Genomic DNA, 26,754 nt, shown 5'->3' on the forward strand with positions numbered 1-26,754 from the left:
GGAGCGGGGCTCGCGGTCGACAGAGCTTGGTTCGCCCCGGCTAGTCGTCTTGATACTCCTTCTGGAACCCGTGGAACTCGGTCCGGTGCGCCTCCTCGTCGGAGAGGATCGTCACGGCGAGGTCCTCGGTGACCGGGTCGTCCGCCTCCTCGGCGGCGTCGATCATGTCGCGGTACGTCGCGATCGCCCCCTCCTCGGCGTCGAGCACGCCGTTGATGACGGACAGCACGTCGGTCGAGTCCTCGGGCGGCTGCAGCGAGTCCTGTCGGGCCGTGAATTCGGCGGACCCCGGGGGGCGCGCGCCGAGCTGTTTGAGCCGCTGTCCGAGCTGTTCGGCGTGTCCGAGCTCCTCCTGGATGTCCTGTTTGAGGCTCTCTTTGATCTCCTCGGCGCGGACGCCGTCGAGGACGATGGCGTTCGTCTGGTAGTTCATCACGGTCTCGATCTCGTCGGCGTACGCCGTCCGGAGCAGCTCGACTACTTGGTCAGATGACATAGGAGGTGATACGGACGCCGGACCGAAAGTCGTTCCGGCGATCACGGGTCGACGAGAACTCGGATCGCGCGCGGAGTGACGCGGGGGCCGATCAGTCGCTCCGCCCGTGAACGTACGTCTGATCGTGGTCGGGGAACACGTCGTTCACGGTCTCCTCGCCGTGCTCGTCGGCGATGAGCGTGCGGAGTTCGTCCTCGTAGTCGGCCTTCGGCACCTCCTCGCTGGGGCCCTGCTGCACGTCGAACGTCGCCTCGACCAGCCGATCGACCGCGTGTCGGCCGAATCCCGAGAGCGGAGAGATGTAGTCGACGCCGTGGCGGTCCTCTAGGCTCTGCGCCTGCGCGCGCGAGACGGTCGGCACGCGGTCGTCCCGGCGCGTGCCGTCGGCGACCGCGTCGACGTTGCGGCCCGCGATGGTCTCCAGCGCGTGCTGATGGACTCGCTGGATTCCGTTTCGCGGGTAGCCGTCGGTGATCATCGTCTCGACCGCCTCCTCTGCGACGGCGCGGTCGAGTTCGACGCGCTCGAAGGGAAAGCCGAGTTCGGTGGCCGCGCGCTCCGCGTGCTCCCAGTCGTCGGTGAGCCCGAAGCTCCCGGTGACGCAGCGCACGTCGTAGAACCGATCGAGTAGGTGGGCGGCGAGCGAGGAGTCTTTCCCCCCGCTGTACAGGAGCGCGAGATCCATCTATCGCCGCCGGATGTCGAAGCTCTGCTGATCGGGCTGGAGCTCTTTTAAGAGATCACGCATCTGGTCCTCGTCGATGCGCCCCTGAATGCGACCGCTCTGGGCGAGCGCCGCCACCTGCTGTTTCACCTTCTCGCCGAACTCCGGTTTCGACATCGCGACCGCGTTGAGCCGCTGGCGCGCCTTGTCGGTGAGGTACTGTTTGAGCACGGCCTCCTGTTGGGCCTCCGCGCGCTCCTGTGCCTCCTGTTGGGCCTCGGCGTCGCCGCCGCCCTGTTCGCGCTCGCGAAGCTCTTCCATCTTCTTTTCTCGCAGTTCCTCGAGCCGTTCGTCGTCGGGGTTCCCGCTCATACGCCCGTCTTCTCGGTCCGCGCGAAAAACGATTTCGGAGAGATCGGTCGCGATCCGGCGAGCCGCCCCGACGACGGCAGAGGAGTGACGGAGAGTGAGCAACGGGGAGTGAGCAACGAAGAATGAGGGACGGTCCGCGCCGCTTAAACGGCTCCTCGGCGTATCCGCCGGCAATGAGCGAATCGCGGGAGTTCTGTCCGCGCTGCGGTGACGCCGTCCCGGACCGGCGCGACCCTCTTCCGGGCGAGCCGCGGGGACGGGACGCGCTGTTGTGTGACGACTGCTACTTCGAGGACTTCGACCTCGTCGACGCGCCCGACCGGATCGAGGTGTTGGTGTGTTCCGGCTGCGGCGCGGTCCGACGCGGCGAGTCGTGGCGCGACGTCGGCGCGCGCGATTACACCGACGTGGCGGTCGACGAAGTCGCAGAGGCGCTCGGTGTCCACGTCGATGCCGAGGATGTAGAGTGGGGCGTCGAGCCCGAGCAGGTCGACGAGAACACCGTCCGGATGCACTGCCGCTTCTCGGGCGTCGTCCGCGGGACGCTCCGCTCGGCGGAGGTGATGGTGCCAGTGAAGATCTCTCGTGGGACCTGCGACCGGTGCGGACGCATCGCCGGCGGCTACTACGCCGGGATCGTGCAGGTGCGCGCGGACGAACGCGAGTTGACCCCCGAAGAGCGGGCCGAGGCGCTCTCGATCGCGGAGTCGTACGTCGCCGATCAGGAGGCCGACGGCGACCGCGAGGCGTTCATCACCGAGGTGAAAGAGACCGACGACGGCCCGAACATCAAGGTCTCTTCGAACCGGCTCGCACAGAACGTCGCGACGCGGATAACGGAGGCGCTCGGTGGGAGCTTCGAGTCGTACCCGACCCTCGTCACCGAGGACGGCGACGGCAACGAGGTGTATCGGGTGACTTTCGCGGTCCGGCTCCCGCGGTACGCCGCCGGTGAGATCATCGATCCCGAGGACGGCGACGGACCGGTGCTCGTCGCGAGCGTTTCCGGTCGGCTTCAGGGCGTCAGGCTCGCCACGGGCGAGGCGTACACGTCGGACTTCGAGGACGCGAACGCGCCCGACGCCGACCGACTCGGCACCCGCGAGGACGCCGCGGAGACGACGGTAGTGACCGTCGAAGACGAGAACGCGATTCAGGTGCTCGATCCGGTCACGTACGAGGCGAAGACCGTCCCGAACCCCAGTTTCGTCGATGCCGACGCCGACACCGTGCTCGCGTTCGAGCACGCCGGCGAGGTACACCTCGTTCCCGAGGCGTAGTCGCGAAACGACAATCGGCGCGCCGCTCGGCGAAGAGAAAAATTGCGGTCGGAGGAACCGTCCCGAGCGGTCAGCGGTTTCGGACCTACCGGCGGCTTCGGACCTACCGGCAGTTCCGGATCGGCCGGCGATTCCAGATCGATCGGCGATTCCGGATCAGTCGGCGTGGACGGCGCGCTCGTTTTCGAGCGCGGCGGCCCGCTCCGACTCGGTGACCTCAATGCCGCGACGCTCGAGTTGGTCGATGAACTCGGACTCGCTCAGGCCGGCCTGTGCGGCCGCCTGAGAGAGTGTCAGCGTTCGCGCACCGTACAGCGTCAGCGCACTCGCCAGCCCCTTCGTTGCCATACTACCGGATCCGGCGTGAAGGTTTATGAAGGTTACTACTTCATTGAGGGGCCTGATACACCTTATACGATATATATTGACAGATGATCAGCGCCGCGGCGTATAATCACTACCCGCGGCGGCCCGGAGGAATTATCACTCGCGACCGTCGTACCGAACGTATGAACCGACAACAGGTCTTCGCGCTGTTCTTTGCGTTCCTCATGGTGAGTTCCATGGCGGTGTGGGGCGTCTCGCTGTTGTAACCGAGCCCCGCGTTCGCGAGCCGCCGGAGCACCCTCGTTAGCCATCGCCCCAGATGTCGGAAAGCGGGTGGTTCCGGCGGCGTTCGGCGTCCGCCTCCGATCGAGTCCGCGTCGCGTCGCCGCCCCCGGACGAGCCGCCGCGCCCTCCCGTTCCCGAACCGGTACCGGCGCCGCGGTCGCTGCCGTCGCCGCTCCCGCTACTGGTGTCGCCGCCCCGAGTCGATCCGCCCGGGCTCGCTCCGCGGCGGCGGCCCGCCCGCGCCGGCCCGGAGGGCTCGGCGTCGATTCCCGCGAGCGCGGCGCCGGGGTCGAACGCGGGTAGCGTCGGGGTCGTCATCGCCTCGATCTGATCGCGGAACCACGGCGGGGTGTCGGCTTTCGCCCGGTCGAACAGATCGAGCAGCGAGTCGTCCGCGAGGTACGTCGCGCCGTAATCGTCGGGCGCGCGGACGACGCGCCCGCAGGCCTGAATGACCGTCCGCAGCGCGGTGCGGTGGTACCACGCCCACTGGTCGTCGGCGAGCCGGCGAGCGACCCGCGAGTCGTTGGTGTTGCGGTACGGCGCCTTACACACGACCTGCCACCGGCAGAGGTCGCCTTTGAGGTCGAGCGCCTCCTCCATTTTCACGGAGACGAACACCTCCGGCTCCGTGCTCGCCTTCCACGCGTCCAACTCCGCGTCGCGGTTCGCCCGGCTGTGCCGCCGCACTCGGGCGGCGACGCCGAACTCGCCGAGCTTCTCGACGAGTCGCCCGGCGATGTCGTACGAGTGCGCGTGGATCAGCCCCTTCTCGTCGGGGTGTTCGGCCATCAGCCGGACGACGAGGCGGGCGATCTTCGGCACCGTCTCGTCGCGGTGCTCGTAGGTCATCGATCCCTGCGTCACGTCGTACAGCCGGCGGTGCGCGAGCGGGAACGTGTGCTCGACGTCGACCAGCGCGACGTTCGCGGGGTTGAGGCCGACGCCGCGGCAGAACGCGTCCTTCGAGAGGATGGTGGCCGAAAGCAGCGCGAACTTGTTGCCCCGGTCCCACACCGTGTGCTGGAGGTAGCGCGCGGGGTCGAGCGGCTTGATCGCGAGCGCCGACCCCTCGCCGTCGGGCTGGTCGACGACCCACGTCGTCGGCGACTGTGGGTCGCGGTAGTCCTCCAAGAACCACCCGAGCTCGGAGATCAGCTCGCCGAGTCGGTCCCGACGGGCCACCTCCTCGCGGTCGAGCTCCGGTCGACCCGTCAGCTCGTCTTTCGCGCGCTTGGCCACGTCACGGAGGGACGCGACGAACCGCGCGGTGCGGTCCAGCGCGTCCTCCTCGGGGCCCGCGTCGGCCTCGACGTCGGGCACGCCGACCTCGTCCCAGACGGGCACGCGGTCCGGCGAGAGCTCGATCGTCGCGTACATTTCGGCCCACTCCGCGAGCCCGTGCGCCTCGTCGATCACGACCACGTCGCGCTTGCGGAACACGTCGGAGCCGGCGGTCCGCATGAAGTACGCGAGCGTCATGGCGGCGTATCGGTTCCCCGAAGCGATCGCGCGGTCCGAAAAGTACGGACAGCGGTGTTTCACCGAGCAGTCGAACCCCTGCTGGCGGACGCAGGGCGCGCGGTTGACCGGCGTGTCGTGTTCGCCGGGGAGGATGCAGTCGTAGTTCGATTTCCCGCGGATCACCGCCAGGTCGTCGAGGAGGTCGTCGGCCTCGACGTCGTCGATCTGCGACACCTGCGGCGTCGTGTAGTAGGCGCCGGTCGCCTCGCTCGGCGCCGTCTCGTCGACGGTGCTGGCCGCGCCCATGATCGCTCGGGCGAGCAGCGACTTCCCGCTGCCCGTCGGCGCGCGCACCAAGACCACGTCGTTGCCGGCGGCGTAGGCGTCGCGGATGTCCGCGACCGCCCGCTCTTGGGCGCCGCGAAAGCTCGGGGCGGGGAACTCGGCGGGGATCCGATCGGGGTCCACAGCCACCCCTCGCGCGCTCTCGGAATTAAACCCTCGCTTGGGACCGCCGACGGCGGTGACGCCGATAAAACTAGGAACTACCGGATCGTTTATGACGATCGACCGGGACGAATCGAGTATGAACTGGCAGGAGGCCGAACGGACGTTCACGGACGACGCCGTCGTCCGGGAGACGCTCCCGCGCATGTTCGAGCGGTCCGCCGATCGCCACGCCGACCGGCTCGCACAGCGGTACAAAGGCGGGATATACGACCGTTCGCTGGTCTCCGCGGGCGTGCTTTCGCCGGCCGACGCGGGCGAGTACGCCGACGTGACGTACGCCGAGATGCGCGCGATCGTTCGGCGCCTCGCCGCCGGCTTCCGAGCGATCGGCGTCGACGCCGACACGCGGGTCGCCCTCTACGCGCAGACCCGCATGGAGTGGGCACAGACCGACTTCGCCGCGCTGGCCGCCGGCGCGACCGTGACGACCGTGTACGCCTCCTCGTCGCCGAGTCAGGTGCGATACCTGCTCGCGGACCCGGAGGCGACCGTCGTGGTCGCCGAGAACCGCGACCTGCTCGACGAGGTGCTCGCCGTCGTCGACGACCTCCCCCACGAGGTCGACGCCGTCGTCACCTTCGACGACGTCGACAGGGAGGACCTCGACGTCGGGGCGGACGCCGGCGCCGCCGGCGCGTCCTCGCTCGACGCAGACGACGTGTACACGCTCGGCGAGGTCCACGAACTGGGGGCCGACGCCTTCGACCAAGCGACCTACGAGTCGTGGATCGACGCGATCGACCTCGACGACCTCGCGAGCCTCATCTACACGTCGGGTACGACGGGGCAACCCAAGGGCGTTCGACTCACGCACGCGAACTTCCGGGACAACGTCTCGCAGTGTTACCGGCGGTTCGCCGATCGCCCCGACCGCGACCCCGAGACGCCCGGGATCTCCGCCGCGTCGACGACGCTCTCGTTTCTCCCGCTCGCGCACGTCTTCGAGCGGATGGCCGGCCACTACATGATGTTCGCGGCGGGCGCGACCGTCGGGTACGCCGAGAGCCCGGACACGCTCCGGGAGGACTTCGGGCTCGTACGCCCGACGACGACGACGAGCGTTCCGCGCGTCTACGAGAAGCTGTACGACGCGATCCGCGATCAGGCCAGCGCGTCGCCGGTGAAAGCGCGCATCTTCGAGTGGGCGGTCGACGTGGGACGGACCCACCACGAGACCGAGAATCCGGGAGTGATCCTCGACGCGAAGCGATCGCTCGCGGACGCGCTCGTCTTCTCGTCGGTTCGCGAGGCGATCGGCGGCAACGTCGACTTCTTCATCTCCGGCGGGGGGTCGCTGTCGGCGGAGCTGTGCGCGCTGTACCACGCGATGGACCTGCCGATACTGGAGGGGTACGGGCTCACCGAGACCTCGCCGGTGATCTGCGTCAACCCGCCCGAGGAGCCGAAGGTCGGGACCATCGGCCCGCCGGTGGTCGACACCGAAATCGCGATCGACGGCTCGGTCGTCGGGGAGGAGGCCGCGGACGTGCCCGGCGACGTGGGCGAGCTCCTCGTGCGCGGCCCGCAGGTGACCGACGGCTACTGGAACAAGCCCGAGGCGACCGCCGAGGCGTTCACGGCGCCGGACCGGCTCCCGGACGACGCCGTCGTTGCGGGGACGGCGCCGGACGAGCGCGTCGGCGCGGGGAGCGGTGACGAGGGCGACGACGAAGCGGGCGACGCGGCCGCCCGGCCGTGGTTCCACACCGGCGACATCGTACAGCTCCGGCCCGACGGCTACGTCGCCTTCCGGGAGCGCGCGAAGCAACTGCTCGTGCTCTCGACCGGGAAGAACGTCGCGCCGGGACCGATCGAAGACCGGTTCGCCGCGAACGAGTTCGTCGAGCAGTGCGTCGTGCTTGGCGACTCGCGGAAGTTCGTTTCCGCGCTGATCGTCCCGAACTTCGAGCGGGTCGAGTCGTGGGCGGAGACGCGCGGTATCGACATCCCCGGAGATCGCAAAGCGATCTGTCGAGACCAGCGGGTCCGCGAGCGCATCCAAAAAGAGGTCGACCGCGTGAACGAGGAGTTCGAGCCGTACGAGCAGATCAAGCAGTTCCGGCTGGTTCCAGAGGAGTTCACCGAGGAGAACGACCTGCTCACCCCGACGATGAAAAAGAAGCGCCGGAACATCCTCGATCGATTCGCCGACGAGATCGACGTTATTTATCAGGGGTGAGCGGCGGCAGGAGGAGGCGCCCGAGAGCGTCTCGCGAAGAGCGACCGGTGCGGTGTGGTCGGACCGCTCTCGCGCCGGAAACCGCTCCGAAGAGCGCCAGTAGGTTGGGCCTACCGGCCCGATGAGCAGTTCTGACCGAGTGACAGCTGCCACCGGGGCACCGGCGTCGGGTCGCGTCGGCGCCTCGGCGTCAGACGGTAACCGTCTCAGCGCCAGACGGCGAGCGAGACGTACGCGCCGTGGCGCGCCGTCACCCACTCGGTGGTCCGCTTCCCCTCGTCGGGGACTGCCGGGTGGAGGGTACACTCGTCCGGTCTGTCGTCGTACCGCGCGAACGTCGCCTCGATCGTCTCCTCCTGGCGTTGGGAGTCTTCGCTCGGTCTCATCGCTGGTTGCGCATGCGACTCCCCCCGATATGGTAATCCGGTCCCTAACGCCGACCGAAACGGGCTACACGGACGACGCCGCCGACTCCGCGAGGTCGTCCTCGACCGCGTCGTCGCTCTCGCCGTCGTCCTCGCCGACCGGATCGGCGAACGCGTAGACGGTGTTGTGGCCGGTCACCTCCACGGTGAGGAAATCGCCCACCGCGACGCCGCGCTCCGCCGCGTTCTGGACGATGATCTGGCGGTAGGCGCCGTCGCGACACTTCACGGAGTCGCCGGTGCCCTCCTCGACGACGAGCGCCTCGAAGGTCTCGCCGACCATCGCTTCGTACGCCTCGCCGACGACCTCCATTTTCAGCTCGGACATCGCCTTCGAGCGCTCCTTTTTCACCGTCCCGCCGAGCCCCTTCATGTCGGCGGCGTCGGTGCCGGGACGCTTCGAGAAGCGGGTGACGTTGATCTTCTCGGGGCGGACCTCTGCGAGCAGGTCCATCGACCGCTCGTGGTCGGCGGCCGTCTCCGTCGGGAAGCCGACGATGAAGTCGGTCGAGAGGGTCCAGTGGTCGAGCCGGTCGTCGAATTCGGCGACGACCTCGCGGAACTTGTCGACCCGGTGTTGCCGGCGCATGTCGGCCAGAACCTCGTCCGAGCCCGACTGGACCGGGGCGTGGATGAAGTTGTACAGCTCCTCGTTGCGCGCGAACACGCCGACCAGTTCCTCGTGGATCCCGTGGATCCCGCCTGGGTTCGCCATGCCGAGGCGGACCCGGAACTCGCCGTCGATGTCGCAGATGCGGTCGAGCAGCTCCGGCAGCTTGCGGTCCCCGTTGTCCCAGCCGTAGACGCCGGTGTCCTGGCCGGTCACGCGGATCTCCTTCGCGCCGGCGTGGACCAGCGCTCGGGCCTTCTCGACGTTCTCCTCGACGGACGGGGAGTCGACCCGGCCCGTCGCGAACTTCGTGATGCAGTACGAGCAGTTGCTCATGCAGCCGCGAGCGATGGGGAGGATGCCGACGACGCCGTCCAAGACGGGCTCCGCGTCGGGGGTGACCGTCGGACACTCGCCGTTGAGCGCGTAGGTCGGCACCTCGTCCCAGTGGAGGATCTCGGCGTCGATCTCGGCCTCACGGAACTGCTCGCCCTGCGCGAGCGCCATGCAGCCGGTGACGACGAGGTCCGACGTCTCCGCGGCCAGTTCCTCGGCGCGCCGCAGCATGTTCCGCTCCGTCTTCTCGACGACCGTACAGGTGTTGAGAATGGCGACGTCGGCGTCTTCGGGGCCCTCGGCCGGCCGATGACCGCCGTCGCGAAGCGCGCGCTCGATCTCCCGGCTCTCACCCCGGTTCGAACTACAGCCGTACGTTTCGATGTGATACGTCGCCATCGAGTGGGCGCACTACTCGATGCGCGGCCAAAAGGACGACGGATCGGGGTCGGGCGCCTCGGAGGCGGTGGGAGTGGGATTCGAACCGACGAGGCCTTTCAGCCACCTGCTTTCCAGGCAGGCACGTTCGTCCACTCTGTCATCCCACCGGTGGACTTCTCGGTCCGTGAAGCGGGTTGCGGAGCGGTATCGGGGCCGACCGATCGACGCCGCCCCGACCCGCTTCAGTTCTCGGCGTCGACGAGTTCGAAGAGACTCCCCCAGTTTTCGGTGTCTTCGCTCTCGGGGAGCAGATCCCTGAGCTGGTGGAAGTCCGATTCGGGGACTTGCGACCGAACGACGTCCATGATTACCCGAGCGTGATAGGCCGCGTCGGCCGGGTCCGCTCGCTCGATCTCGCTCACCCGGTCGACGAACTCCTGCCAGTCGAAGCGCTGGCCGTGTTCGTCGACCGCGCCCGTCGGGTACCACTTGATCTCGATCGGTAGCGACGCGGCGAGGTCCTCCGCGTTCCCCTCCGGGATGCGCTGACCGAGCGTCATGAGCGTCGCCCGGATCGCCCGCACCGTCTCTCCCGTCCCGGGCAGCTCGAGGCGATGCTGTACTTCGCCGGTGAACTCATCGAAGTTCATACGCGGACGTACACCCCGGAAGAATGTCAATTGTACTAATAGTTTTACCGGCTGGAGACCGAACCGCCGGAGCCCGATCGACGACGAGACGGCACCGGCGGTAGAAATCGGTGCCTACCGCGTCGTTTCGCAGATCGCGACCCCCGAAGAGGCGCCGATCCGAGTCGCCCCTGCGGCCACCATCTCGAGCGCCTCGTCGAAGCTGGATATCCCGCCCGACGCCTTGATTTCGGTGGCTGAACCGATCGCGTCTCGGATCGCGGTTATCTCTCCGGCGTCCGTCGGACCGTCGTACCCGACGGCCGTCTTCACGAAGTCGGCGCCGCCCGCTTCGACGAGTTCGGCGGCTCGGCGTATCTCCGGGGGTGTCAGTGTCGGTGATTCGATGATGCATTTCAGCGTCTTCTCGCCGACCGCGTCTTTGACCGCGCTGACGTCGTCGACGACGAGATCGTCGTCGCCGTTCGCGAACGCGGTTCTGTTCATCACCATGTCGAACTCGTCGACGTGCTCGAGGAGCGCTTCGACTTCGCTTCGCTTGGCGTTCGAGTTCTGTATCCCGTACGGGAACCCGATCACCGCGACGACGTTCGCTTCCCCGTCGAGCAGTTCGCTTACGAGCGGTGCGTGGTACGGAACGACGACGGCCGAGCAGAACCCGTATTCGAGAACCTCCTCACAGAGCGTTCGGATCTCCGCTTCGGTCGCGGTCGGATCGACGTTCGTGTGGTCGATTATCGACGCGATTCGGCCTGGATCGGCTCGGAGAGTCTCTTCTAAGGACATGTCTCCTCCTTGTGTTCGAGCCGGTAAGTATGTATTCTGGTTGAAAAGTGGCGTCGAGGGCCGGCCCGCGTAGTCCCGGTGTTAGTCCTCTGCGACCGCCGTCGCCGTCGGCGCCTCCGCGTCCGGCTCCGAGGCGGTCTCCGGTTCGACCTCCGACGCGGCCGCCGCTTCGGGGTCCGTCGGGCGCTCCGATTCGGGGACGGTCGAATACACCGATCGGCGGGCGTCACGGGGGCACAGCCCCTCCTCGACGAGTCCGACCTCGGTGAGCTTCTCCACCGCGAACCTGACGGTCCGCGTGGAGAGGCGGGTTTCCTCGGCGAGCCCGGTCTGGTCGAACCGGCCCTCCTCGTCGAGGACGTAGTAGACCAACTTGGCGCTCGGCGGGAGCGGCGCGAGTAGCTCGCGGGTGCCGTCGTCCATGTGCGTTACACACGGGCGAATCGGGCATAATCGTGGCCCGGGTGTGCGCGCCCGTCGCACGCCAGCCGTGGCCTTATAAATGAGACCGGTTCGGGACCGAATTCGGGCGGGACTCACGCGTCGGTCGTGAACTCGAACCACGCGCCGTCGCGGTCGTCGATCGCGAGCGTCCAGCCGTGTGCCGTCGCGATCTCGCGGACGATGGCGAGTCCGAGCCCGGTGCCGTGCGGGTCGCCGGAGACGCCGTACGCGGTCGCCTCCTCGGGGTCGACGTCGAACCCCGGCCCGTCGTCAGCGACGTAGAACCCGTCCGGCAGCGCCCCGACGGTGACGGTGACGCCCGAGTTCGACCCGTCGCCCTCGTCACCCTCCGCGGCGCCGTGTTCGACGCTATTGGTAAACAGGTTCTCCAGCAGCGTCCGGAGCCGCTCCGGGTCGGCGTCGATCTCGACGCCGCTCGGCGGCGGGTCGAGCGTCGCCGTCCCGGTGTCGACGGTCCCCCACGCGCTGGCGGCCGCTTCGGCGAGGTCGACTCGCTCGGAGTCGTCGACGGTCCGTCCCTGTCGCGTCAGCGCCAACAGGTCGTCGATGAGCTGGGCCATCCGGTCGTGCGCGTCCTCGATCTGGTCGAGTTCGCGCACCGCGTCCTCGTCGTCGACGAGGCGCCGACCCAGTTCGAGCCGGCCGGCCGCGACGGTGAGCGGGTTCCGCAGGTCGTGTGAGACCAGCCCGGTGAACTTCTCTAAGCGATCGACCTCTCGCTGTAACGCCGCGTCGCGCTCGCGGAGCTGTTCGGTCCGCTCGGCGTGACGGAGCGCGACGGCGACGTTGGCGCCCAACACCCGAGCCAGTTGGACCGCGGTGTCGTCGAAGAACCCCGGCTCGCGCGAGCCCAGCGGCATGACGCCGTGGTCACCGAGCGGGACGACGAGCAGGCTTCGGAGGTCGCCGTAGCCAACGACCGTGTCGACCGCGTCGAGATCGTCGACGACGACCGGTTCGCCCGTTTCGAACGCCTCCCAGATGAGGCTCTCTCCCGGGCCGAACGACGGGCGGTCGCCCATCGCGTCGGTCGCCTCCTCGCTGATGGCGGTCGGACACAGCGTGTTCGCGTCGGCGTCGTACAGGCGGACGCCGCTGCTCGGGAACTCGAGGATGTCGATCGCCGCCCGCGCGGCGATCGCGGCGATCTCCTCGCGGCCGCCGCCGCGGAACATCTCGCGGGTCGTTTCGTGGAGCTTCCGGAGGGTCCGCTCGACGCGTTTCTGCTCGCCGATGTCGGCGTAGACGTTGTACACCGTCGTCTCCGCCGACCGCTCGATCGGGATGACGCTGAGGATGAAGTCCCGGAGCCCGTCCGTCGTGTGGCGGCGAACCTCGACGCGGAGCGGCTCGTCGTCGGCGAGGACCGCGCCGGGCGAGAGCGGGTCGACGTCCGACGGGATGATCCCGTCGCGGATCTCCTGGTACCCGTGGTCGGCCGCCGCGTACCCGAACGTCGCCTCGAAGGCGTCGTTCGTCGCGTCGAGCCGCCGTCTCCCGTCGTCGGTCGCGACCGTCCGCGCGACCGGTAGCGGAAGGTCCTCGAACAGGGCCGCCAACCGGTCTCGCTCCGCGCGGAGCGTCGCCTCCGTCTCGATCTGTTCGATGGCGTCGGCCGCGTGGGCGGCCAACAGCTCCGCGAACTCGACGTCTCGCTCGTCGAACGCGGCGTACCCGTCCGAGACGGCCTGAAACACCCCCCAGGAGCCGATCGGGACGCTGATCGCCGATTGGATATCGTCCGCGACCGGATCGGCCACGCGCGTTCCGTCGACGCGATCGGACGCGAACCGATCGTCCGCCCGCCGGGTGCCGTCCACCGTTTCGCCGCCCTCACTCGAACCGGGAGCCGGTCGCCCGGGGTTGTCCGGGTCTTCCAAGTCGTCCGGATCCGCGGGGTCGACACTGAGGTTGTCGACCACCATGGTCCGCTCTTCGGCCGCCGTCGTCCCGACGACGCCCTCGCCGAGCGAGAACACCCGGACTTCGTCCTCACCGACGCTCTCCGACAGGACGGCGGGAACGAGTTGATCCCCCCGCCGACGAGCGCTCATACAGCGGTCGAACCGGAGGATGTCCTCGGCGGCGTCGACGAGCCGATCGAACACCTCGGTGACGCTCTCGGCGCCCGACACGTCGGAGGCGAACTCGTGTATCGCGGTGACCTTCGCGTTCACGTCCTGGAGGTCGCGCTCCGCTCGCCGGCGGTTCAGAGCGTTTTCCACGCTGTGCGCGAGCATCTCGTAGCGGTCCCGCCCGACCCCCTTCTGGAGGTAGTCGGTGACGCCCGCCGAGATCGCCTCGCTCGCGATCTCTTCGCTTCCCTTCCCGGTGAACAACACGAAGGGCAGGCCGGGGTCGACGGCGCGGGCCGCGGCGAGGAACTCCAGCCCGTTCATCCCCGGCATGTCGTAGTCGCTGACGACGCAGTCGACCCGTTCGGATTCGACGACCGCGAGCGCGTCGGCCGGATCGGTCCGCGTCACGGTCTCCACGCGGTCCGCGAGGCGCTCGACGTAGATCGCCGCCAGATCGGCCGCCCCCGGTTCGTCGTCGACGAAGAGGACGCGGCGCGGGCCGCCGCCGGCCGGTTCCGAACCGCCGAAGGGAGCGTCCGCTACGCCGTCGCGGTCGCCTCCGGACCCGGGATCCATGCCTGCAGGTCACACCACGGGTAATTTTACCTTTCGCTCCGATGACCGAAACTGAGAACCCCGAAAAACGGCGGTGAGTCGGACGGGTGAGTCGGCTCGCTACAGGAAGTCTTCGACGTGGTCGGCGACTTCCTCGGGGGTGTCGCCGACGGGGACGCCCGCGTTGTTGAGCGCGTCGATCTTCGACTGCGCCGTGCCCGTGCCGGAGCCGGAGACGATGGCGCCCGCGTGGCCCATCCGCTTGCCCGGCGGCGCGGTCCGACCGGCGATGAAGCCGGTGACCGGCGTGTCCATGTGCTCGCCGATGAACTTCGCGGCCTGCTCTTCGTCCTCGCCGCCGATCTCGCCGCACATCACGACCGCGTCGGTCTCGTTGTCGGCCTCGAACGCCTCCAAAGCGTCGATGAAGGAGGTCCCGATGATCGGGTCCCCGCCGATGCCGATGGCGGTCGTCTGGCCGATCCCGCGCTCGGTGAGGTTATCGACGACCTGGTAGGTGAGCGTCCCCGACCGGGAGACGAGCCCCACGTTGCCCTCGGAGAAGATGTTGCCGGGCAGGATGCCGAGCTTCGCCTCGCCGGGCGTGATGATCCCGGGGCAGTTCGGACCGAGCAGCCGCGTGTCGGTCTCGCTCAGTCGCTTGTTCACCTTCGCCATGTCCTGAGTCGGGATGCCCTCGGTGATCGCGACGGCGAGGTCGAGGTCGGTGTCGAGCGCCTCGAAGATCGCGTCGCCGGCGAACGCCGGCGGCACGAAGATGACGGACGCGTCCGCGTTCTCCGCCTCCACGGCCTCGTCGACGGTGTCGTAGACGGGGACGCCGTCGACCTCTTGGCCGCCCTTCCCGGGGACCGCGCCGGCGACGACGTTGGTTCCGTACTCGATCATCTGGCCGGCGTGGAACTTCCCTTCCCCGCCGGTGATCCCCTGTACCACGACGCGCGTGTCGTCGTCGACGAAAATGCTCATTGGGTCACCTCCTCCGCGTTCTTCACCGCGCGCTGGACCGCAGCCTCCAGCGTCTCTTCGACCTCGATCAGGTCGGTGTTTAAGATCTCCATCCCCTCCTCGGCGTTGGTCCCCGCGAGTCGAACGACGACCGGCTTCGGGATCTCGTCGAACTCGGCGAGCGCCTCGTTGATCCCCTTGGCGACCTCGTCGCCGCGGGTGATCCCGCCGAAGATGTTGAACACGACGCTGTCGACGTTGGGGTCAGAAAAGACCATGTCGAGCGCCTTGGTGACGCGCTCGGCCTTCGCGCCGCCGCCGATGTCGAGGAAGTTGGCGGGCTTGCCGCCGTAGTAGTCGACCAGGTCGAGCGTCGTCATGACGAGTCCGGCACCGTTGCCGATGATGCCGACGTTGCCCGACAGGCGGACGTAGTCGAAGCCGTACTCGCCGGCCTTGCGTTCGAGGTCGTCCTCGTAGGACTCCTCGGCCAGCTCGGCGAGGTCGGGCTGGCGGAACAGCGCGTCCTCGTCGATGTTCATCACGGCGTCCGCGGCGATCACGTCGCGGTCGCTCGTGATCATCACGGGGTTGACCTCAATCTCCGAGGCGTCGCTGTCCTCGTACAGGTCGTACAGCGTCGAGAGGATCGACGCCACGTCGAGCGCGACGTCCGCGTCGACGCCGGCCTCGTAGACGACCTTCCGGGCCTGATACGGGTGGAGCCCGAACGCGGGGTCGACGTGCTCGCGCGCGATGGCGTCCGGGTTCTCGGACGCGACCTCCTCGATGTCGACGCCGCCTTCCGTCGACACCATCAGGACCGGCTCGCCCTCGCCGCGGTCCATGGTGACGCCGACGTACAGCTCATCGACGAAGTCGACGCCGGCCTCGACGAGGACCTGGTCGACCGTGTACCCCTTCAGGTCCATCCCGAGGATCTCCTCGGCGTACTGCTCGGCCTCGTCGCGGTCGGTCGCGATCTTGATCCCGCCGGCCTTCCCGCGTCCGCCGACGTGGACCTGCGCTTTGATCGCGGCCGGGTAACCGATCTCGTCGACGGCGTCGAGCGCCTCCTCGACGGTCGTCGCGAGCCGGGAATCCGGTACCGGGATCCCGGCATCCGCGAAGATAGTCTTCGCTTGATGTTCGTGTAGTTTCATCCGTGTTAACTGCCGACCGACGGCGGCTTAAATGGTGCCGATCCGGCGCGAGCGACCGGGTACGACCCCGGCGAGCGCACCGGCGAATCGATCGACTGTGACGCGTCTAGCGATCGGCGACGTCTCGACCGGCGATGCGGGACCGAGATGTCGAACGGCGATCTCGCTTATAAATTACCGCGGTGGCGTGCTCAGTCGTCGCCGAGGATGACGCGGTGGGTCATCGCCTCCGGGTCGAGCACCTCGTCGGCCTCGTCCTCGGTGAGGTAGCCGCCCTCGATCGCGGCCTCGCGGACGCTCTTCCCCTCTTTCAACGCCGTCTTCGCGACCTTCGACGCCTTGTCGTAGCCGATCGCGGGGTTCAGCGCGGTCGCGAGCGCCATCGACTGCTCGACGCGCGTCTCGCAGTGCTCCTCGTTGGCCTCCAGCTTCGCGACGAAGCGCTCGCCGAACGTCTCCGAGACGTTCGCGAGCAGCTCGGCGGACTCCATGAAGTTGTGCGCGATGACGGGTTTATAAAGGTTCAAGTCGATCTCGCCGCGGGCGGCGCCGGCCGCGATGGCGGCGTCGTTCCCGACGACCTGCTTGTGAACCTGGTTGACCGACTCGGCGACGACCGGGTTGATCTTGCCGGGCATGATCGAGGAGCCGGGCTGGTTCTCGGGCTGTTCGACCTCGCCGAGCCCGTTTCGGGGACCGGAGGCGAGCAGCCGCAGGTCGTTCGCCATCTTGTTGAGGCTGCCCGCGATCGTGCGGAGCGCGCCGTGCGCCTCCGCCATCGCGTCGTGGGCCGCCTGCGCCTCGAAGTGATTGTCGGCCTCGCGGAACGTCGTGTTCGTCTCGTCGGAGATGTACTCCGCCGCCAGCTCCGGGAAGTCGGGGTGCGTGTTGAGTCCGGTACCGACCGCGGTGCCGCCCAGGGCGAGCTCGCGGAGGTTCGACTGCACGTCGGTCGCGCGCTCGATCCCCTTGGCGGCCTGCGTCCGGTAGCCGCTGAACTCCTGGCCGAGTCGGATCGGCGTCGCGTCCTGCAGGTGCGTCCGGCCGGTCTTGACGACGCCGTCGAACGCGGCCTCCTTCGCCTCGAGTTCGGCGTGGAGCGTTTCGAGCGCCGGCACGAGGTCCTTCTCGACGGCTTCGAGGGCGGCGACGTGCATCGCCGTCGGGATCACGTCGTTCGACGACTGGCCGTAGTTGACGTGGTCGTTCGGATGCACGACGCGGTCGCCGATCTCGGCGCCGGAGATCTCGGCGGCGCGGTTGGCGATCACCTCGTTGGCGTTCATGTTCGAAGAGGTGCCGGACCCGGTCTGGAACACGTCGACCGGGAACTGGTCGTCGTGCTCGCCGGCGATCACCTCGTCGGCGGCCGCGACGATCGCGTCGGCCGTGTCCTCGTCGAGCAGTCCGAGGTCGCGGTTCGCCTGCGCGGCGCCCTTCTTCACCACGCCGAGCGCGCGGATGAACCGGCGGCTCATCGGGATCCCCGAGATCGGGAAGTTCTCGACGGCGCGCTGGGTCTGTGCGCCCCAGTAGGCGTCCGCCGGCACCTGCATCTCGCCGAGGCTGTCCTCCTCAGTGCGGTAGTCGTCACCCATGGGCGAGGGTTCCGGCGAGACCGGGTAAAAGGTATTGAATGCGGGGCGATCCGCCGGGACGGACGGGGCCGATCGAACGAGCGGTCACTCCCGGTTCGCGACCCACCCGGCGAGCCCGACGAACGCGAACACCATCCCGAGAAACAGGACCAACACCCAGCCGAATCCCGAGGCGAGCGCCTCTCCGCGGAGGAACTGCACGCCGAGGAACGCGGCGACGACGAGGGCGACGACCGGCCACGGCGCGTCCCGCAGTCGAGTCAGCAGTTCGGGAGAGAGCCGCATCGCCGGACAGTTGCCGATCCGGACCTATAAATCGGACTGCCGATCAGTACGCGATCAGCGCGACCGCGACGACCGCGGCGACGATCCCCGCCGCGTCGCTGACGGCGAGCGAGTCGCCGAGGAAAACGATACCGAGGACGGCGGCGACGACGAAGTACATCGCCGTGATCGTGGTCGCGATTCCCGCGGCGCCGGCCTCCAGCGCGGCGTAGTACGCGACCGCGCCGATCCCGGAGGCGACGCCGGCGAGCGCGGCGATCCCGACCGCGGTCGGGTCGTTCCCGAGGACGCTCGTCCCGCGGTGGAGGATGTACAGGCCGGCGACGCCGATACCAACCGTGTACGAGACGACCATCGCCGCCTCCGGCGCCATCGACCGCGTCGCGATGTCGGCGAACACCGCCCAGAACCCCCACGCGACCGCGCCGAGCAGCGCGAGTGCGACGACGTGGTTCACGGTCCGTCGATCACTCCTCGTCGGCCGGGAGCAGGCCCGCCTCGCGGAGGTCGTCGTCGAGGGTCCCGTCGCCGTGCTCCGCGTAGTCCTCGGGCGTGTACGTCTTGATCTCCAGGGCGTGGACCGTTCGGGTCATGTGATCGCCGACGGCGTCGTACACGCGCTGGTGCTGGTTCACGAGCGACTCCCCTTCGAACGCGGGCGAGACGACCCACGCCGCGAAGTGGGCGTCCTCGTCCTCGTCGTCGTGGATACGCGGGGTCGTCACGCGGGCGACGGCGTCCGGAATCCCGGCCTCGATGAGCTCCGCTATCTCCGACGGCTCGATTGTCATACCTCAAATCGGGACCGGCTCGTCAAAAAGCGACCGCATGATCGCAGACGAGAGACCGGGCTCGGACGTGAGCGCACGCTCGCGGACGGGACACCGGCCGCGAACGGGGGGCCGGTCGCACTACCGCTCGAACACGAGGCCGTAGTGGTACGGCGGGAGGTCGATCTCGCGGGTGAGCCGCAAGTCGCTCGCGCTCTCGACGGCCTGCCGGGTCTCTTCCGGGGTGAGCCGCAGGTCGGTCGGCGGGCCTCGGGGCTCGCCACCGATCGTCGTCTCCTCGCGCGGGCGGGCGTGCCAGTTCACGACGACGAACCGGCCGTCGGCGGCGAGCGCCGCGACGATTCCCTCGACGAAGCCGGCGCGGTCGTCGATGCCGTGAAACGCGTTCGCGAGCAGCGCGACGTCGACCGGCTCGGGGAGGTGCGCCGCGAGGTCGCGGGCGTCTCCGCGGACCGGCACGACGTTCTCGATCCCCTGCTCGGCAGCGAGCGATTCGAGCTCCGCCAGCAGCGACTCGTCGAGGTCGATCGCGTACACGCTCGCCGGATCGACGATCCGCGCGGCGGGGAGCGCGAAGTAGCCGTTTCCACACCCGATCTCCGCGACCCGATCGCCGGGCGAGAGCCCGAGTTGGCGGAGCGTGGCACCCGGCGTCGGCCAGATGCGGCCCCACCAGTCCCAGTCGGGCTGGCCCGTGTTCTGGAAACGGTCCATGTCGGCCGTAGCGATCGCTCGAAGTTATCTATTGGGATCGGACCGCGAGAGCGGCGCGCCCCGGTCACGGCGCATCGCGGACGCGATCCCGACGCGTGCGCCGGCGACACAGTCAACCTCGATCCGGACGAACGCGCGGGTATGCGACGCGACGTGCTCCTCGGTCGACTCCTCCTGGCGCTGTCCGTCGCCGCGAGGTGGCTGTTCGCGCCCGTCGGCGGCACGTGGCGGGTGCGGCGGTGGCTGTCGCAGCTCCTCCACGCGTTCCCGTCGCTACGCCGGGGTCCGATCGGGCTCCACGCGCCGCCCGAAGTGGAGTACGCCGGCACGTGGACGGTGTCGCCGGCGACGGCCCGGCGTCGACTGCTGACCGAGTTCGGCTGCTCGGAGCTACCGATCGCACAGCTACAGGCGTACGACCGGAACGGGACGACGGTGTTCGAGGCGGGAAGCGTCGCCGTCTGGCCGGACGGCTACCGCGGCCGGTGGCAACTCCACGTTCGGCTCTTCCCGACGGGAAACGGCCGCACGGAACTCTGGGCGCACCGGGAACTCAACCTCTTCGTGTCCCCCACCGATCACCGCGCCGGCAGGTGTCTCGATCCCGACGCGGGCGAGCGCTGGCTCAGACGACACATAGGCGCCGAGCTACGGCGGAACGCGCGTAGCTCGATGACGGGACCGCCGTGACGGGAGGCGACCGCTCGGCGAACCGCTCCGGGCCGCCCGCCGATCCGAATTCGGTCGGCTCGACGAGTGAGAACACGTTTGTCGTCGGAGCCGAAACGACTCGGTCAGATGGATCCACGGGACGATCTGCGAGAGACGGCCGACGCCCTCGGCGGCTCTGTCGTCGTCTGCGGCGTCGGCAGCTACGCCGACGCGCTCGCCGGGCAGCCGTTCCCCGACGCCCGGTTCGTGACTGTGGCCGACCTCCTCGCCGACGACGCTCCCGACGTCGCCGCCGCGGTGATCGCCGTGGATCCGGCGACGATCGCGACGCCGGACGGGACGGACGGTGACGCCGCGAGCGAGTCCCTCCGGGCACTCACGGCGATCGACGCGTTCACCGTCGCCGTCGTTCTCGGCGGCGACGCCGACGCGGAGGGACTGTCGGCGCTCGCAGAGCGGGTCGACGCGGTGCTGATGGTCGACAGCGAACCGGGAGCGCCCGCGGCTGCCGGGAGCAACGACTCGCCCGAATCGGTCGCGATCGGGGACGCGATCCGGTCTTTTCTCGCGGTCGTTCAGGAGCCCGGATTCGTCAACCTCGACCTCACCGACGCGCAGACGGTGCTCTCCTCGGGCGTCGCCGCGCTGGGGACGGGAACGGCCGCTCGCGAGGCGCCGGCAGCCGCGGTCGAGGCGGCGTTCGACGACCTCCCCGAGGACGTCGACCCGATCGACGCGAGCGCGGTGCTCGTCGACGTCGTCGTCGATCCGGTGACCAGCATCTCCGCCGCGACGGACGTGATCGCGGCGGTGCGCGCGCGTATCGGGGCGGACGCGAACGTCATCTGGGGCGGTGCCGTCGACGAGTCGGCCACAGACGAACTGCGCGTCCGGATCGTCGTCGCCGACGTTCGACACGACCCGACGCTCGCCGCGGGAGACCCGTGTCCGCGGTGCGGCGTGTCACTCTCCGCGTACGCGTTCGGGGCGCGAGAGACGCTCTCGTGTGACGCGTGCGGCTACTCCGGGATCACGATGCGGCGCGAATAAGGTGACCGCTGGTCAGCCGATCGGGCCGCCGTTCAGTCGTCCGACGGTCGCTGCCGAGAGCACGGGCGCCGTCTCCAATGGGCGGCCGCGTCGTAGACTTATTACCCATTGGGGCGACGGGGGCGCATGGACGTGCTCGTCATCGGCGGCGGAATCGTCGGCCTCTCGGCGGCGTACTACGCCGCCGAGCGCGGCGCAGACGTGACCCTCGTCGAGAAGGGATCGCTCGGCGGCGGGAGCACCGCCCGCGCGGCCGGCGGGATCCGCTCGCAGTTCTCGACGCGCGTGAACGTCGAACTCTCGCTCGCGAGCAAACCCGTGTGGGACCGCTTCGAGGAGTCGTTCGGCGTCGACATCGGGCTCCGGAAGAACGGCTACCTGTTTCTCGCCCGCACGGAGGCCGTCGCGGAGCGGTTCCGGGAGAACGTCCGGCTCCAGCGGGACCTCGGCGCGGACAGCGAGTACCTCACGCCGGCCGAGGTGGGCGCGCGCTGGTCCGGGATCGATCCGGCGCCCTTCGCCGGGGCCACGTACAACCCGGACGACGGCGTCGCGGACCCTAATCTCGCCGTGCAGGGATACGCCGCCGCGGCCCGCGAACTGGGCGTCGACATCCGCACCGGGGCGGCCGTCACGGACGTCCGACGTCGCGGGGATCGAGTCGTCGGCGTCGACGTCCAGACGGAGGGCGGGCGGGAGCGACACGCGGCCGATCTGGTCGTCAACGCGGCGGGGGCGTGGGCGGCCGAGGTCGGGTCGATGGCGGGCGTCGATCTGCCGATATCCCCGCGTCGCCGCCAGATCGCGGTCGTCGAGCCGACGCCGCCGATCCCCGAGTCGGCGCCGCTCACGATCGATCTGGAGACGGGCTCGTACTTCCGTCCGGAGCGGGACGGGATCGCCCTCGTCGGCGGGCACTTCGCCGACCGCGAGGGCCCCGACGCGGACCCCGCGGTCGATCCGGACGCCTTCGAGACGGGGATGGACATCGAGTGGGCGGCCGAGGCGGTCGAGCGCGCCGCCGACTGCGCCGCGTACTTCGGACCGGAGACCCGGATCCGGCGCGGTTGGGCCGGACTGTACGCGGTCACCCCCGACCACCACCCCGTTATCGAAGTGTCGCGACCGGGGCTGGTGACGGCCGCGGGCTTCTCCGGGCACGGGTTCCAACACGCGCCCGCGACCGGGCGAATCGTCGCGGACCTCCTGTTCGACGGCGCGCCGTCGGTCGTCGACGTCTCGGCGCTCGACCGCGAGCGATTCGACCGGGGGGACTCGCTCACCGAACGGAGCGTCGCCTGACGGGCGGGCGACCCCCGCCGCTTTTGAGGGCTCGCGTCCACCCTCCACCTGATTCCCGTGTCATCCGAGTGTCCCCGGTGCGGCGCCCCGCTGTCGACGTTCGCGCTCGCCGGCGCCACGGCGGTCGCCTGCGACGACTGCGGCTACGCCGGCGTCGAGGCCGACCACTCGGGCGAACCGCGGCTCGTCGAGAGCTGGGAGGACGCGATCGCGCGATTTCACACGGACCACGACTGACCATGCCCACGCTCGACATCACCGACGCCCACCGCGACCGGATCGAGACGCTTCGCGAAGAGCTGGCGGCGGCCCACGCCGGCGCCTACGCCTCCGTCGACACGGACGACGCGCTGGCGTACCTGCTCGACCTCGCCGACGCCGTCGACGACCCCGACCGCACCGCGGACCCGGAAGTTGTCGGTGACGCGGCCGAGTCTGGGACGAAAACCGGCCCCGGAGACGCGCATCCGACCTTCGATCGCGACGCGGTCCGCGAGCGACTCGACGAGCGGAACCGGCGGCACGGCGACCCGGACGACGCCGACGAGATGGACCTGTACGCGATCGCCGCCGCCTTCGACGTCGCCGGGCGGAGCGACATGACGAAGGCGGCGCTGATCGACGCGATCCTCGACGCCGCCGAGACGCTGGCGGCCGACCCGTTCTCGCGGGTCGATATCGACCTCGACGACGACAGCGAGGGCGATATCGAGAGCGACGCCGATGGCAGCGACACCACCGCCGACGACGGCGGTTCCGGCCAGCTCAACGCGATGATGAGCCTGCTCGACACGCACGACGACAAGTGGCGCGAGGGCGACGGCGACGTGCGGTACGAGGTCGATCTCCCCGACGGCACCGTCGAGGCGGCGCGCACGAAAGACGACGTGCGGGCGCTCTTGTTTAAAAACTACTGAGGCCGATCATGGGACTCTTTTCGAAACTCGCCGAGTGGGCCGCAAATGTGTTCGGCGGCGGAGACGATGACGGATCGACGGTCGAAGACGGAACCGGCGAAGCCGACGAGACGGACAGAACTGACAAAACTGACGGCCCAGACGGAACCGGCGGCAGCAGCGACCGGCTCGATCCGGGCGCCGCGACGGAGCGCCGGGCCGCGGCGACCGACGACGCCGTCGACGCGCTCCGCGACGTTCGGCGGTCCCAGAGGGAACGCGAGGCGGACCGGTCCGATGGCGAGCCCTCGGCTGACCGCGAGGCGGAGGCCGACCCCGGTCGGTCGTGACCCGCCGTCGTGCGAAGCGTTAGGTTACCCCGGCCGAACACCGATCCATGACCGACGGCACCGACCCGAGCGGGGGACCAGACGACGACCCACACACCGCGTACGAGTACGTCGACCGGGCGATCGATCTCGCGTCGCAGTCGGTCGACGCGGGAAACACACCGTTCGGCGCGCTCATCGTCGTCGACGGCGAGATCGTCGGCGAGGGACACAACGAGACGCGGACGGGTGACGACATCGCCGCCCACCCGGAGATGACGCTGGCGCGCTGGGCCGCCCGCGAACTCGACCCGGACGAGCGGGCCCGCTGTACGATGTACGCCAGCACCGAGCCGTGCCCCATGTGCGCGACCGCGATCCACTACGCCGGGCTCGATCGGGTCGTCTTCGGCGTCGACGGCGAGACCCTGAACGACCTCTCCGGCGACGTCGTCCCGATCCCCTGCGAAGAGGTGATCCGTCGCGCCGACGGCGACACGACCGTCGAGGGGCCGATCGCGACGGAGGCGGCGATGTCGCTCCACCGGTCGTTCTACGGGGAGCAGTAGCGTGAGCGTCCACCCGCCGGCGCGTCGGCGACAACCCGAATCTCTGCGCGACCAATGACCGAGTCTCCCGAGATCGTCGCCGTCGGCGCCGCGGCGATCGACGAGTGGTACGCCGTCACCAACATTCCCGAGCCCGACGGCGGCGCCTACGCCAACGACGTGGAGACCGCCTTCGGTGGCGTGGGCGCGAACGTCGCCGTCGCGCTCGATCGGCTCGGCCGCGACGTGGGGCTCGTCAGCCGCGTCGGCGACGACGAGTACGGGCGACGCGCCCGGGAGTACCTCGCGAACACGGGCGTCGACGCCGACCGCGTTCGCGTCGGCGACGACCCCACGACGCGCTCCGTGATCCTCAGCGATCCGGACGGCGAGCGCGCCATCGTCACCGCCGGGGCGAGCTTCCGCGAAATCCGGCTCGACGCGGCCGATCGCGAGGCGATCGCCGCCGCGGACGTGGTCTTTCTCACCGCCTACACCCCCGACGCCGTCTCTCGGGAGGTCCTCCGGATCGTCGACTCGGTCGACTCGGTCGACTCGGACGGCGAGGGCGGCAAGGGCGATGAGGACGGCGAGGGCGGCAAGGGCGACGAGGACGGCGAGGGAGGCGGACGGCCCCGACTCGTCTTCGACCTCTCGGGGCCGGTCGAGGAACTGGTCGGCCGCGGGACCGAGCCGCGGACGATCCACCGACTGCTCTATCGGGCCGATCTGTTCGTCGCCGGCGACGTGGCGGCCGCCGCGTACTTCGGCGGTCGAGACGCGGCGGTCGACCGGATCGCCGCGGCGCAGGCGGATCGCCGCGGCTCGAAGGGCGGCTCCGAGGGCGGCCCGGAGGACGGCTGGCCCCGCGCGGTCCTCACTCACGGCGCCGACGAGATGACCGTCGTCGCCGGCGGGGACCGGTCCGAGTTCGAGGCGTTCGACGTCGACGTGGTGGACGCGACGGGGGCCGGCGACGCGTTCGTCGCGGGGTTGATAGACCGGTGGCTCGCCCGAGAGTCGGGTCGGGACACGGGAATCGCGGCCGGCGTCCGGTTCGCGGCCGCGGCCGCCGCGATCAACTGCACGACGCGGTTCACGCAGCCGGGATTGCCGGACCGCGAGGCGGTCGACGCGTTCCTCGCGGAGCGGAGCGAGGGCGTGGGGGGTATGGGGGGCGCAGACGAGGACGCCGGCGACTGACCTCGTCTGGAGTTACCGGACTTCGTTACCGGTCCCCACTACCGAACCTCGTCGGCGCGCGCCACCAGCTCGGCGACGCGTTCCGAATCGACCGGTGCCGTCGTCTCGCCGCCCTGCTTGAGCGCCGTGCCGACGATGGCGCCGTCGGCGACGGTCAGCACGTCGCCGATCGTGTCGGCGCGGACGCCGCTCCCGACGAGGACGGGCGTGTCGAGTCCGTGCGACTCGCGTTCGGCGACGACCGCGTCGAGGGCGTCGTCGTCCATCGCCTCGCCCGTCCCGCGGCCGGAGGCGATCACGGCGTCCGCGAGGCCGCGCTCGGCGGTATCGGCGAACGACTCCGCGGTGTACCCCGCCGCCGTGAGCGGCGCGGAGTGTTTCACGTCGGTGTCGGCGAACAGCCCGACGTCGACGCCGAGTCGCTCGCGCAGGCGGAGCGTCTCGTGCGCCTTCCCTTCGACTATTCCCTGGTCCGTGACGCGCGCGCCGGTGTGGACGTTCACGCGGACGTAGTCGGCGCCGACCGCGGCGGCGACCGAAATCGCGGCCTCGGCGTCGTTGCGGAGCACGTTGATCCCGAGCGGGAGGTCCGTTTCGGCGGCGACCGCGGTCGCGCCACGCGTGACCCCCGCGACGACCGACTTCGGCACGTCGTCGGGGTAAAAGGGAGCGTCGCCGAAGTTCTCCAGCATGATCCCGTCGACGCCGCCGCGGTCAAGCGCGCGGGCGTCGCTCGCGGCCCGTTCGAGCACCGCCGCCATCGCCGCCTCGCCGTCCGCGGGCGCCTTCGGTGCGCCGGGCAGCGGCGGGAGATGTACCATGCCGATCACCGGCGCGTCTGTGCCGAACGTGGCCTCGAAGTCCATGATACCGACCGAACGGACGCCCGTCGTATAAACGCCGCAGTCCCGCTCCGACCGCGTCGACCGCGGCGGCGATCCCGGCGCCGCCGTCGAGATCGGGTTTATAAATCGTTTTACGAATTATCTTTATAAATGCGGTGCGGTGGCGCGCTCCGGTGAGCGCCGCAACGCGGCGCGAAGCCGAGCGCGAGGGACGCAGTTCGCGCCTTATAAGGCGCGAACTGCGAGGCTGGGGAGGCCTGAGGTGCGGAGCGGTGCCGTGCGGGCAAGGGCCTTCGAAGCGGTTCTCGCGTCGGCAACGATTTATAAGTGATCGACGAGTCTCGCAGAGCGTTCGTGGCGTTGTCAGCGCCATCGACGCCACCGACGCCGACACCGACACCGACACCGACACCGACGCCACCGACGCTGACACCAACGATTTATAAGTCGGTCGCGACCGAACGCCGTTCCAACGCGATGACCCTCGACGTCGACGCCGACCGGGCCGCCGATCGGACCGGCGAGG

29 protein-coding genes and 1 tRNA gene are annotated in these 26,754 nt (G+C 69.4%); 10 read left to right on the plus strand and 20 right to left on the minus strand.

Features of this window, described 5'->3' with window-relative positions; translation table 11 throughout:
• Positions 1-40: 40 nt before the first annotated feature.
• The 3 genes from C461_RS08800 to C461_RS08810 form a co-directional block, all read right to left on the minus strand.
• A complete protein-coding gene (locus tag C461_RS08800; protein ID WP_008000461.1) occupies positions 41-496 on the minus strand; it encodes a ferritin-like domain-containing protein in 456 nt (151 codons plus the stop codon).
• A 91-nt stretch (positions 497-587) separates the two neighbouring features.
• A complete protein-coding gene (locus C461_RS08805) occupies positions 588-1,181 on the minus strand; it encodes a DUF7411 family protein (RefSeq protein WP_008000463.1) in 594 nt (197 codons plus the stop codon).
• The gene (locus C461_RS08810) at positions 1,182-1,532 is read right to left on the minus strand and encodes a DNA-binding protein (protein ID WP_008000465.1); all 351 of its coding nucleotides are present in this window, start codon (positions 1,530-1,532) and stop codon (positions 1,182-1,184) included. It lies immediately after the preceding gene.
• Between the two features lie 173 nt (positions 1,533-1,705).
• Here C461_RS08810 and C461_RS08815 point away from each other — a divergent pair, with 173 nt between their 5' ends.
• Positions 1,706-2,812 carry a 60S ribosomal export protein NMD3 gene (locus C461_RS08815; RefSeq protein ID WP_008000467.1) on the plus strand — a complete coding sequence of 369 codons (1,107 nt, stop codon included), beginning with the start codon at positions 1,706-1,708 and terminating at the stop codon, positions 2,810-2,812.
• Positions 2,813-2,968: 156 nt separating this feature from the next.
• Here C461_RS08815 and C461_RS08820 read toward each other — a convergent pair whose 3' ends face one another.
• A complete protein-coding gene (locus C461_RS08820; RefSeq protein WP_008000469.1) occupies positions 2,969-3,160 on the minus strand; it encodes a UPF0175 family protein in 192 nt (63 codons plus the stop codon).
• Between the two features lie 282 nt (positions 3,161-3,442).
• Positions 3,443-5,356: a helicase C-terminal domain-containing protein gene (locus C461_RS08825; protein ID WP_008000471.1), complete on the minus strand. Its 1,914-nt coding sequence runs from the start codon at positions 5,354-5,356 to the stop codon at positions 3,443-3,445.
• A 118-nt stretch (positions 5,357-5,474) separates the two neighbouring features.
• Here C461_RS08825 and C461_RS08830 point away from each other — a divergent pair, with 118 nt between their 5' ends.
• Positions 5,475-7,577, plus strand: a complete 2,103-nt coding sequence (locus C461_RS08830) for an AMP-dependent synthetase/ligase (RefSeq protein ID WP_049906480.1) — start codon at positions 5,475-5,477, stop codon at positions 7,575-7,577.
• A 206-nt stretch (positions 7,578-7,783) separates the two neighbouring features.
• On the opposite strand, the gene C461_RS08835 is transcribed toward C461_RS08830, so the two are convergent.
• From C461_RS08835 to C461_RS08900, 14 genes are all read right to left on the minus strand, one after another.
• Positions 7,784-7,963 carry a DUF7511 domain-containing protein gene (locus C461_RS08835; protein WP_008000473.1) on the minus strand — a complete coding sequence of 60 codons (180 nt, stop codon included), beginning with the start codon at positions 7,961-7,963 and terminating at the stop codon, positions 7,784-7,786.
• 64 nt (positions 7,964-8,027) lie between these two features.
• Positions 8,028-9,347 (minus strand): tRNA (N(6)-L-threonylcarbamoyladenosine(37)-C(2))-methylthiotransferase, encoded by a 1,320-nt coding sequence (locus C461_RS08840; protein ID WP_008000474.1) that lies wholly within the window; start codon positions 9,345-9,347, stop codon positions 8,028-8,030.
• A gap of 65 nt (positions 9,348-9,412) precedes the next feature.
• A tRNA-Ser gene (locus tag C461_RS08845) sits at positions 9,413-9,496 on the minus strand.
• Positions 9,497-9,571: 75 nt separating this feature from the next.
• Positions 9,572-9,979, minus strand: a complete 408-nt coding sequence (locus tag C461_RS08850) for a DUF2267 domain-containing protein (protein ID WP_008000476.1) — start codon at positions 9,977-9,979, stop codon at positions 9,572-9,574.
• Positions 9,980-10,093: 114 nt separating this feature from the next.
• Positions 10,094-10,765, minus strand: a complete 672-nt coding sequence (deoC, locus tag C461_RS08855) for a deoxyribose-phosphate aldolase (RefSeq protein ID WP_008000477.1) — start codon at positions 10,763-10,765, stop codon at positions 10,094-10,096.
• 81 nt (positions 10,766-10,846) lie between these two features.
• Positions 10,847-11,188, minus strand: coding sequence for a hypothetical protein (locus C461_RS08860; protein ID WP_008000479.1), 342 nt, complete (start codon positions 11,186-11,188; stop codon positions 10,847-10,849).
• A gap of 113 nt (positions 11,189-11,301) precedes the next feature.
• The gene (locus tag C461_RS08865; protein ID WP_008000481.1) at positions 11,302-13,884 is read right to left on the minus strand and encodes a hybrid sensor histidine kinase/response regulator; all 2,583 of its coding nucleotides are present in this window, start codon (positions 13,882-13,884) and stop codon (positions 11,302-11,304) included.
• A 99-nt stretch (positions 13,885-13,983) separates the two neighbouring features.
• The gene (gene sucD / locus C461_RS08870) at positions 13,984-14,853 is read right to left on the minus strand and encodes a succinate--CoA ligase subunit alpha (protein ID WP_008000483.1); all 870 of its coding nucleotides are present in this window, start codon (positions 14,851-14,853) and stop codon (positions 13,984-13,986) included.
• Complete coding sequence (gene sucC / locus C461_RS08875) at positions 14,850-15,995, minus strand: ADP-forming succinate--CoA ligase subunit beta (RefSeq protein ID WP_008000485.1); 1,146 nt, start codon at positions 15,993-15,995, stop codon at positions 14,850-14,852. Before sucC ends, sucD begins: the two co-directional genes overlap by 4 nt.
• Positions 15,996-16,186: 191 nt before the next feature.
• A complete protein-coding gene (locus C461_RS08880) occupies positions 16,187-17,593 on the minus strand; it encodes a class II fumarate hydratase (protein ID WP_008000487.1) in 1,407 nt (468 codons plus the stop codon).
• 84 nt (positions 17,594-17,677) lie between these two features.
• Positions 17,678-17,878: a hypothetical protein gene (locus C461_RS08885; protein WP_008000489.1), complete on the minus strand. Its 201-nt coding sequence runs from the start codon at positions 17,876-17,878 to the stop codon at positions 17,678-17,680.
• 43 nt (positions 17,879-17,921) lie between these two features.
• Positions 17,922-18,335 carry an EamA family transporter gene (locus C461_RS08890; protein WP_008000491.1) on the minus strand — a complete coding sequence of 138 codons (414 nt, stop codon included), beginning with the start codon at positions 18,333-18,335 and terminating at the stop codon, positions 17,922-17,924.
• 10 nt (positions 18,336-18,345) lie between these two features.
• Entirely contained in the window at positions 18,346-18,669 is a 324-nt protein-coding gene (locus C461_RS08895) for a BolA family protein (RefSeq protein ID WP_008000493.1), read from the minus strand.
• 120 nt (positions 18,670-18,789) lie between these two features.
• A complete protein-coding gene (locus C461_RS08900; RefSeq protein ID WP_008000495.1) occupies positions 18,790-19,383 on the minus strand; it encodes a class I SAM-dependent methyltransferase in 594 nt (197 codons plus the stop codon).
• A 141-nt stretch (positions 19,384-19,524) separates the two neighbouring features.
• On the opposite strand from C461_RS08900, the gene C461_RS08905 reads away from it, so the two are divergent.
• The 8 genes from C461_RS08905 (at position 19,525) to C461_RS08940 (ending at position 25,383) form a co-directional block, all read left to right on the plus strand.
• Positions 19,525-20,073: a hypothetical protein gene (locus C461_RS08905; RefSeq protein WP_008000496.1), complete on the plus strand. Its 549-nt coding sequence runs from the start codon at positions 19,525-19,527 to the stop codon at positions 20,071-20,073.
• A 108-nt stretch (positions 20,074-20,181) separates the two neighbouring features.
• Positions 20,182-21,105, plus strand: a complete 924-nt coding sequence (locus C461_RS08910; RefSeq protein WP_008000498.1) for a cell division protein — start codon at positions 20,182-20,184, stop codon at positions 21,103-21,105.
• Between the two features lie 126 nt (positions 21,106-21,231).
• On the plus strand, positions 21,232-22,407 hold the full coding sequence (locus C461_RS08915) for an NAD(P)/FAD-dependent oxidoreductase (protein WP_008000501.1): 1,176 nt from the start codon (positions 21,232-21,234) through the stop codon (positions 22,405-22,407).
• A gap of 57 nt (positions 22,408-22,464) precedes the next feature.
• Positions 22,465-22,644 (plus strand): zf-TFIIB domain-containing protein, encoded by a 180-nt coding sequence (locus C461_RS08920; RefSeq protein ID WP_008000503.1) that lies wholly within the window; start codon positions 22,465-22,467, stop codon positions 22,642-22,644.
• A 2-nt stretch (positions 22,645-22,646) separates the two neighbouring features.
• Positions 22,647-23,324, plus strand: coding sequence for a hypothetical protein (locus C461_RS08925; protein WP_008000504.1), 678 nt, complete (start codon positions 22,647-22,649; stop codon positions 23,322-23,324).
• An 8-nt stretch (positions 23,325-23,332) separates the two neighbouring features.
• Complete coding sequence (locus C461_RS08930; protein WP_008000507.1) at positions 23,333-23,653, plus strand: hypothetical protein; 321 nt, start codon at positions 23,333-23,335, stop codon at positions 23,651-23,653.
• A 47-nt stretch (positions 23,654-23,700) separates the two neighbouring features.
• Positions 23,701-24,201: a nucleoside deaminase gene (locus C461_RS08935; RefSeq protein ID WP_008000508.1), complete on the plus strand. Its 501-nt coding sequence runs from the start codon at positions 23,701-23,703 to the stop codon at positions 24,199-24,201.
• Positions 24,202-24,255: 54 nt separating this feature from the next.
• Entirely contained in the window at positions 24,256-25,383 is a 1,128-nt protein-coding gene (locus C461_RS08940) for a carbohydrate kinase family protein (RefSeq protein ID WP_008000510.1), read from the plus strand.
• 38 nt (positions 25,384-25,421) lie between these two features.
• Here the strand turns inward: C461_RS08940 and C461_RS08945 are convergent, their stop codons facing one another.
• Positions 25,422-26,249: a BtpA/SgcQ family protein gene (locus C461_RS08945; protein WP_008000512.1), complete on the minus strand. Its 828-nt coding sequence runs from the start codon at positions 26,247-26,249 to the stop codon at positions 25,422-25,424.
• Positions 26,250-26,754 lie beyond the last annotated feature (505 nt).

It is taken from the genome of Halorubrum aidingense JCM 13560, from assembly GCF_000336995.1.
GTDB classification, from domain to species: domain Archaea; phylum Halobacteriota; class Halobacteria; order Halobacteriales; family Haloferacaceae; genus Halorubrum; species Halorubrum aidingense.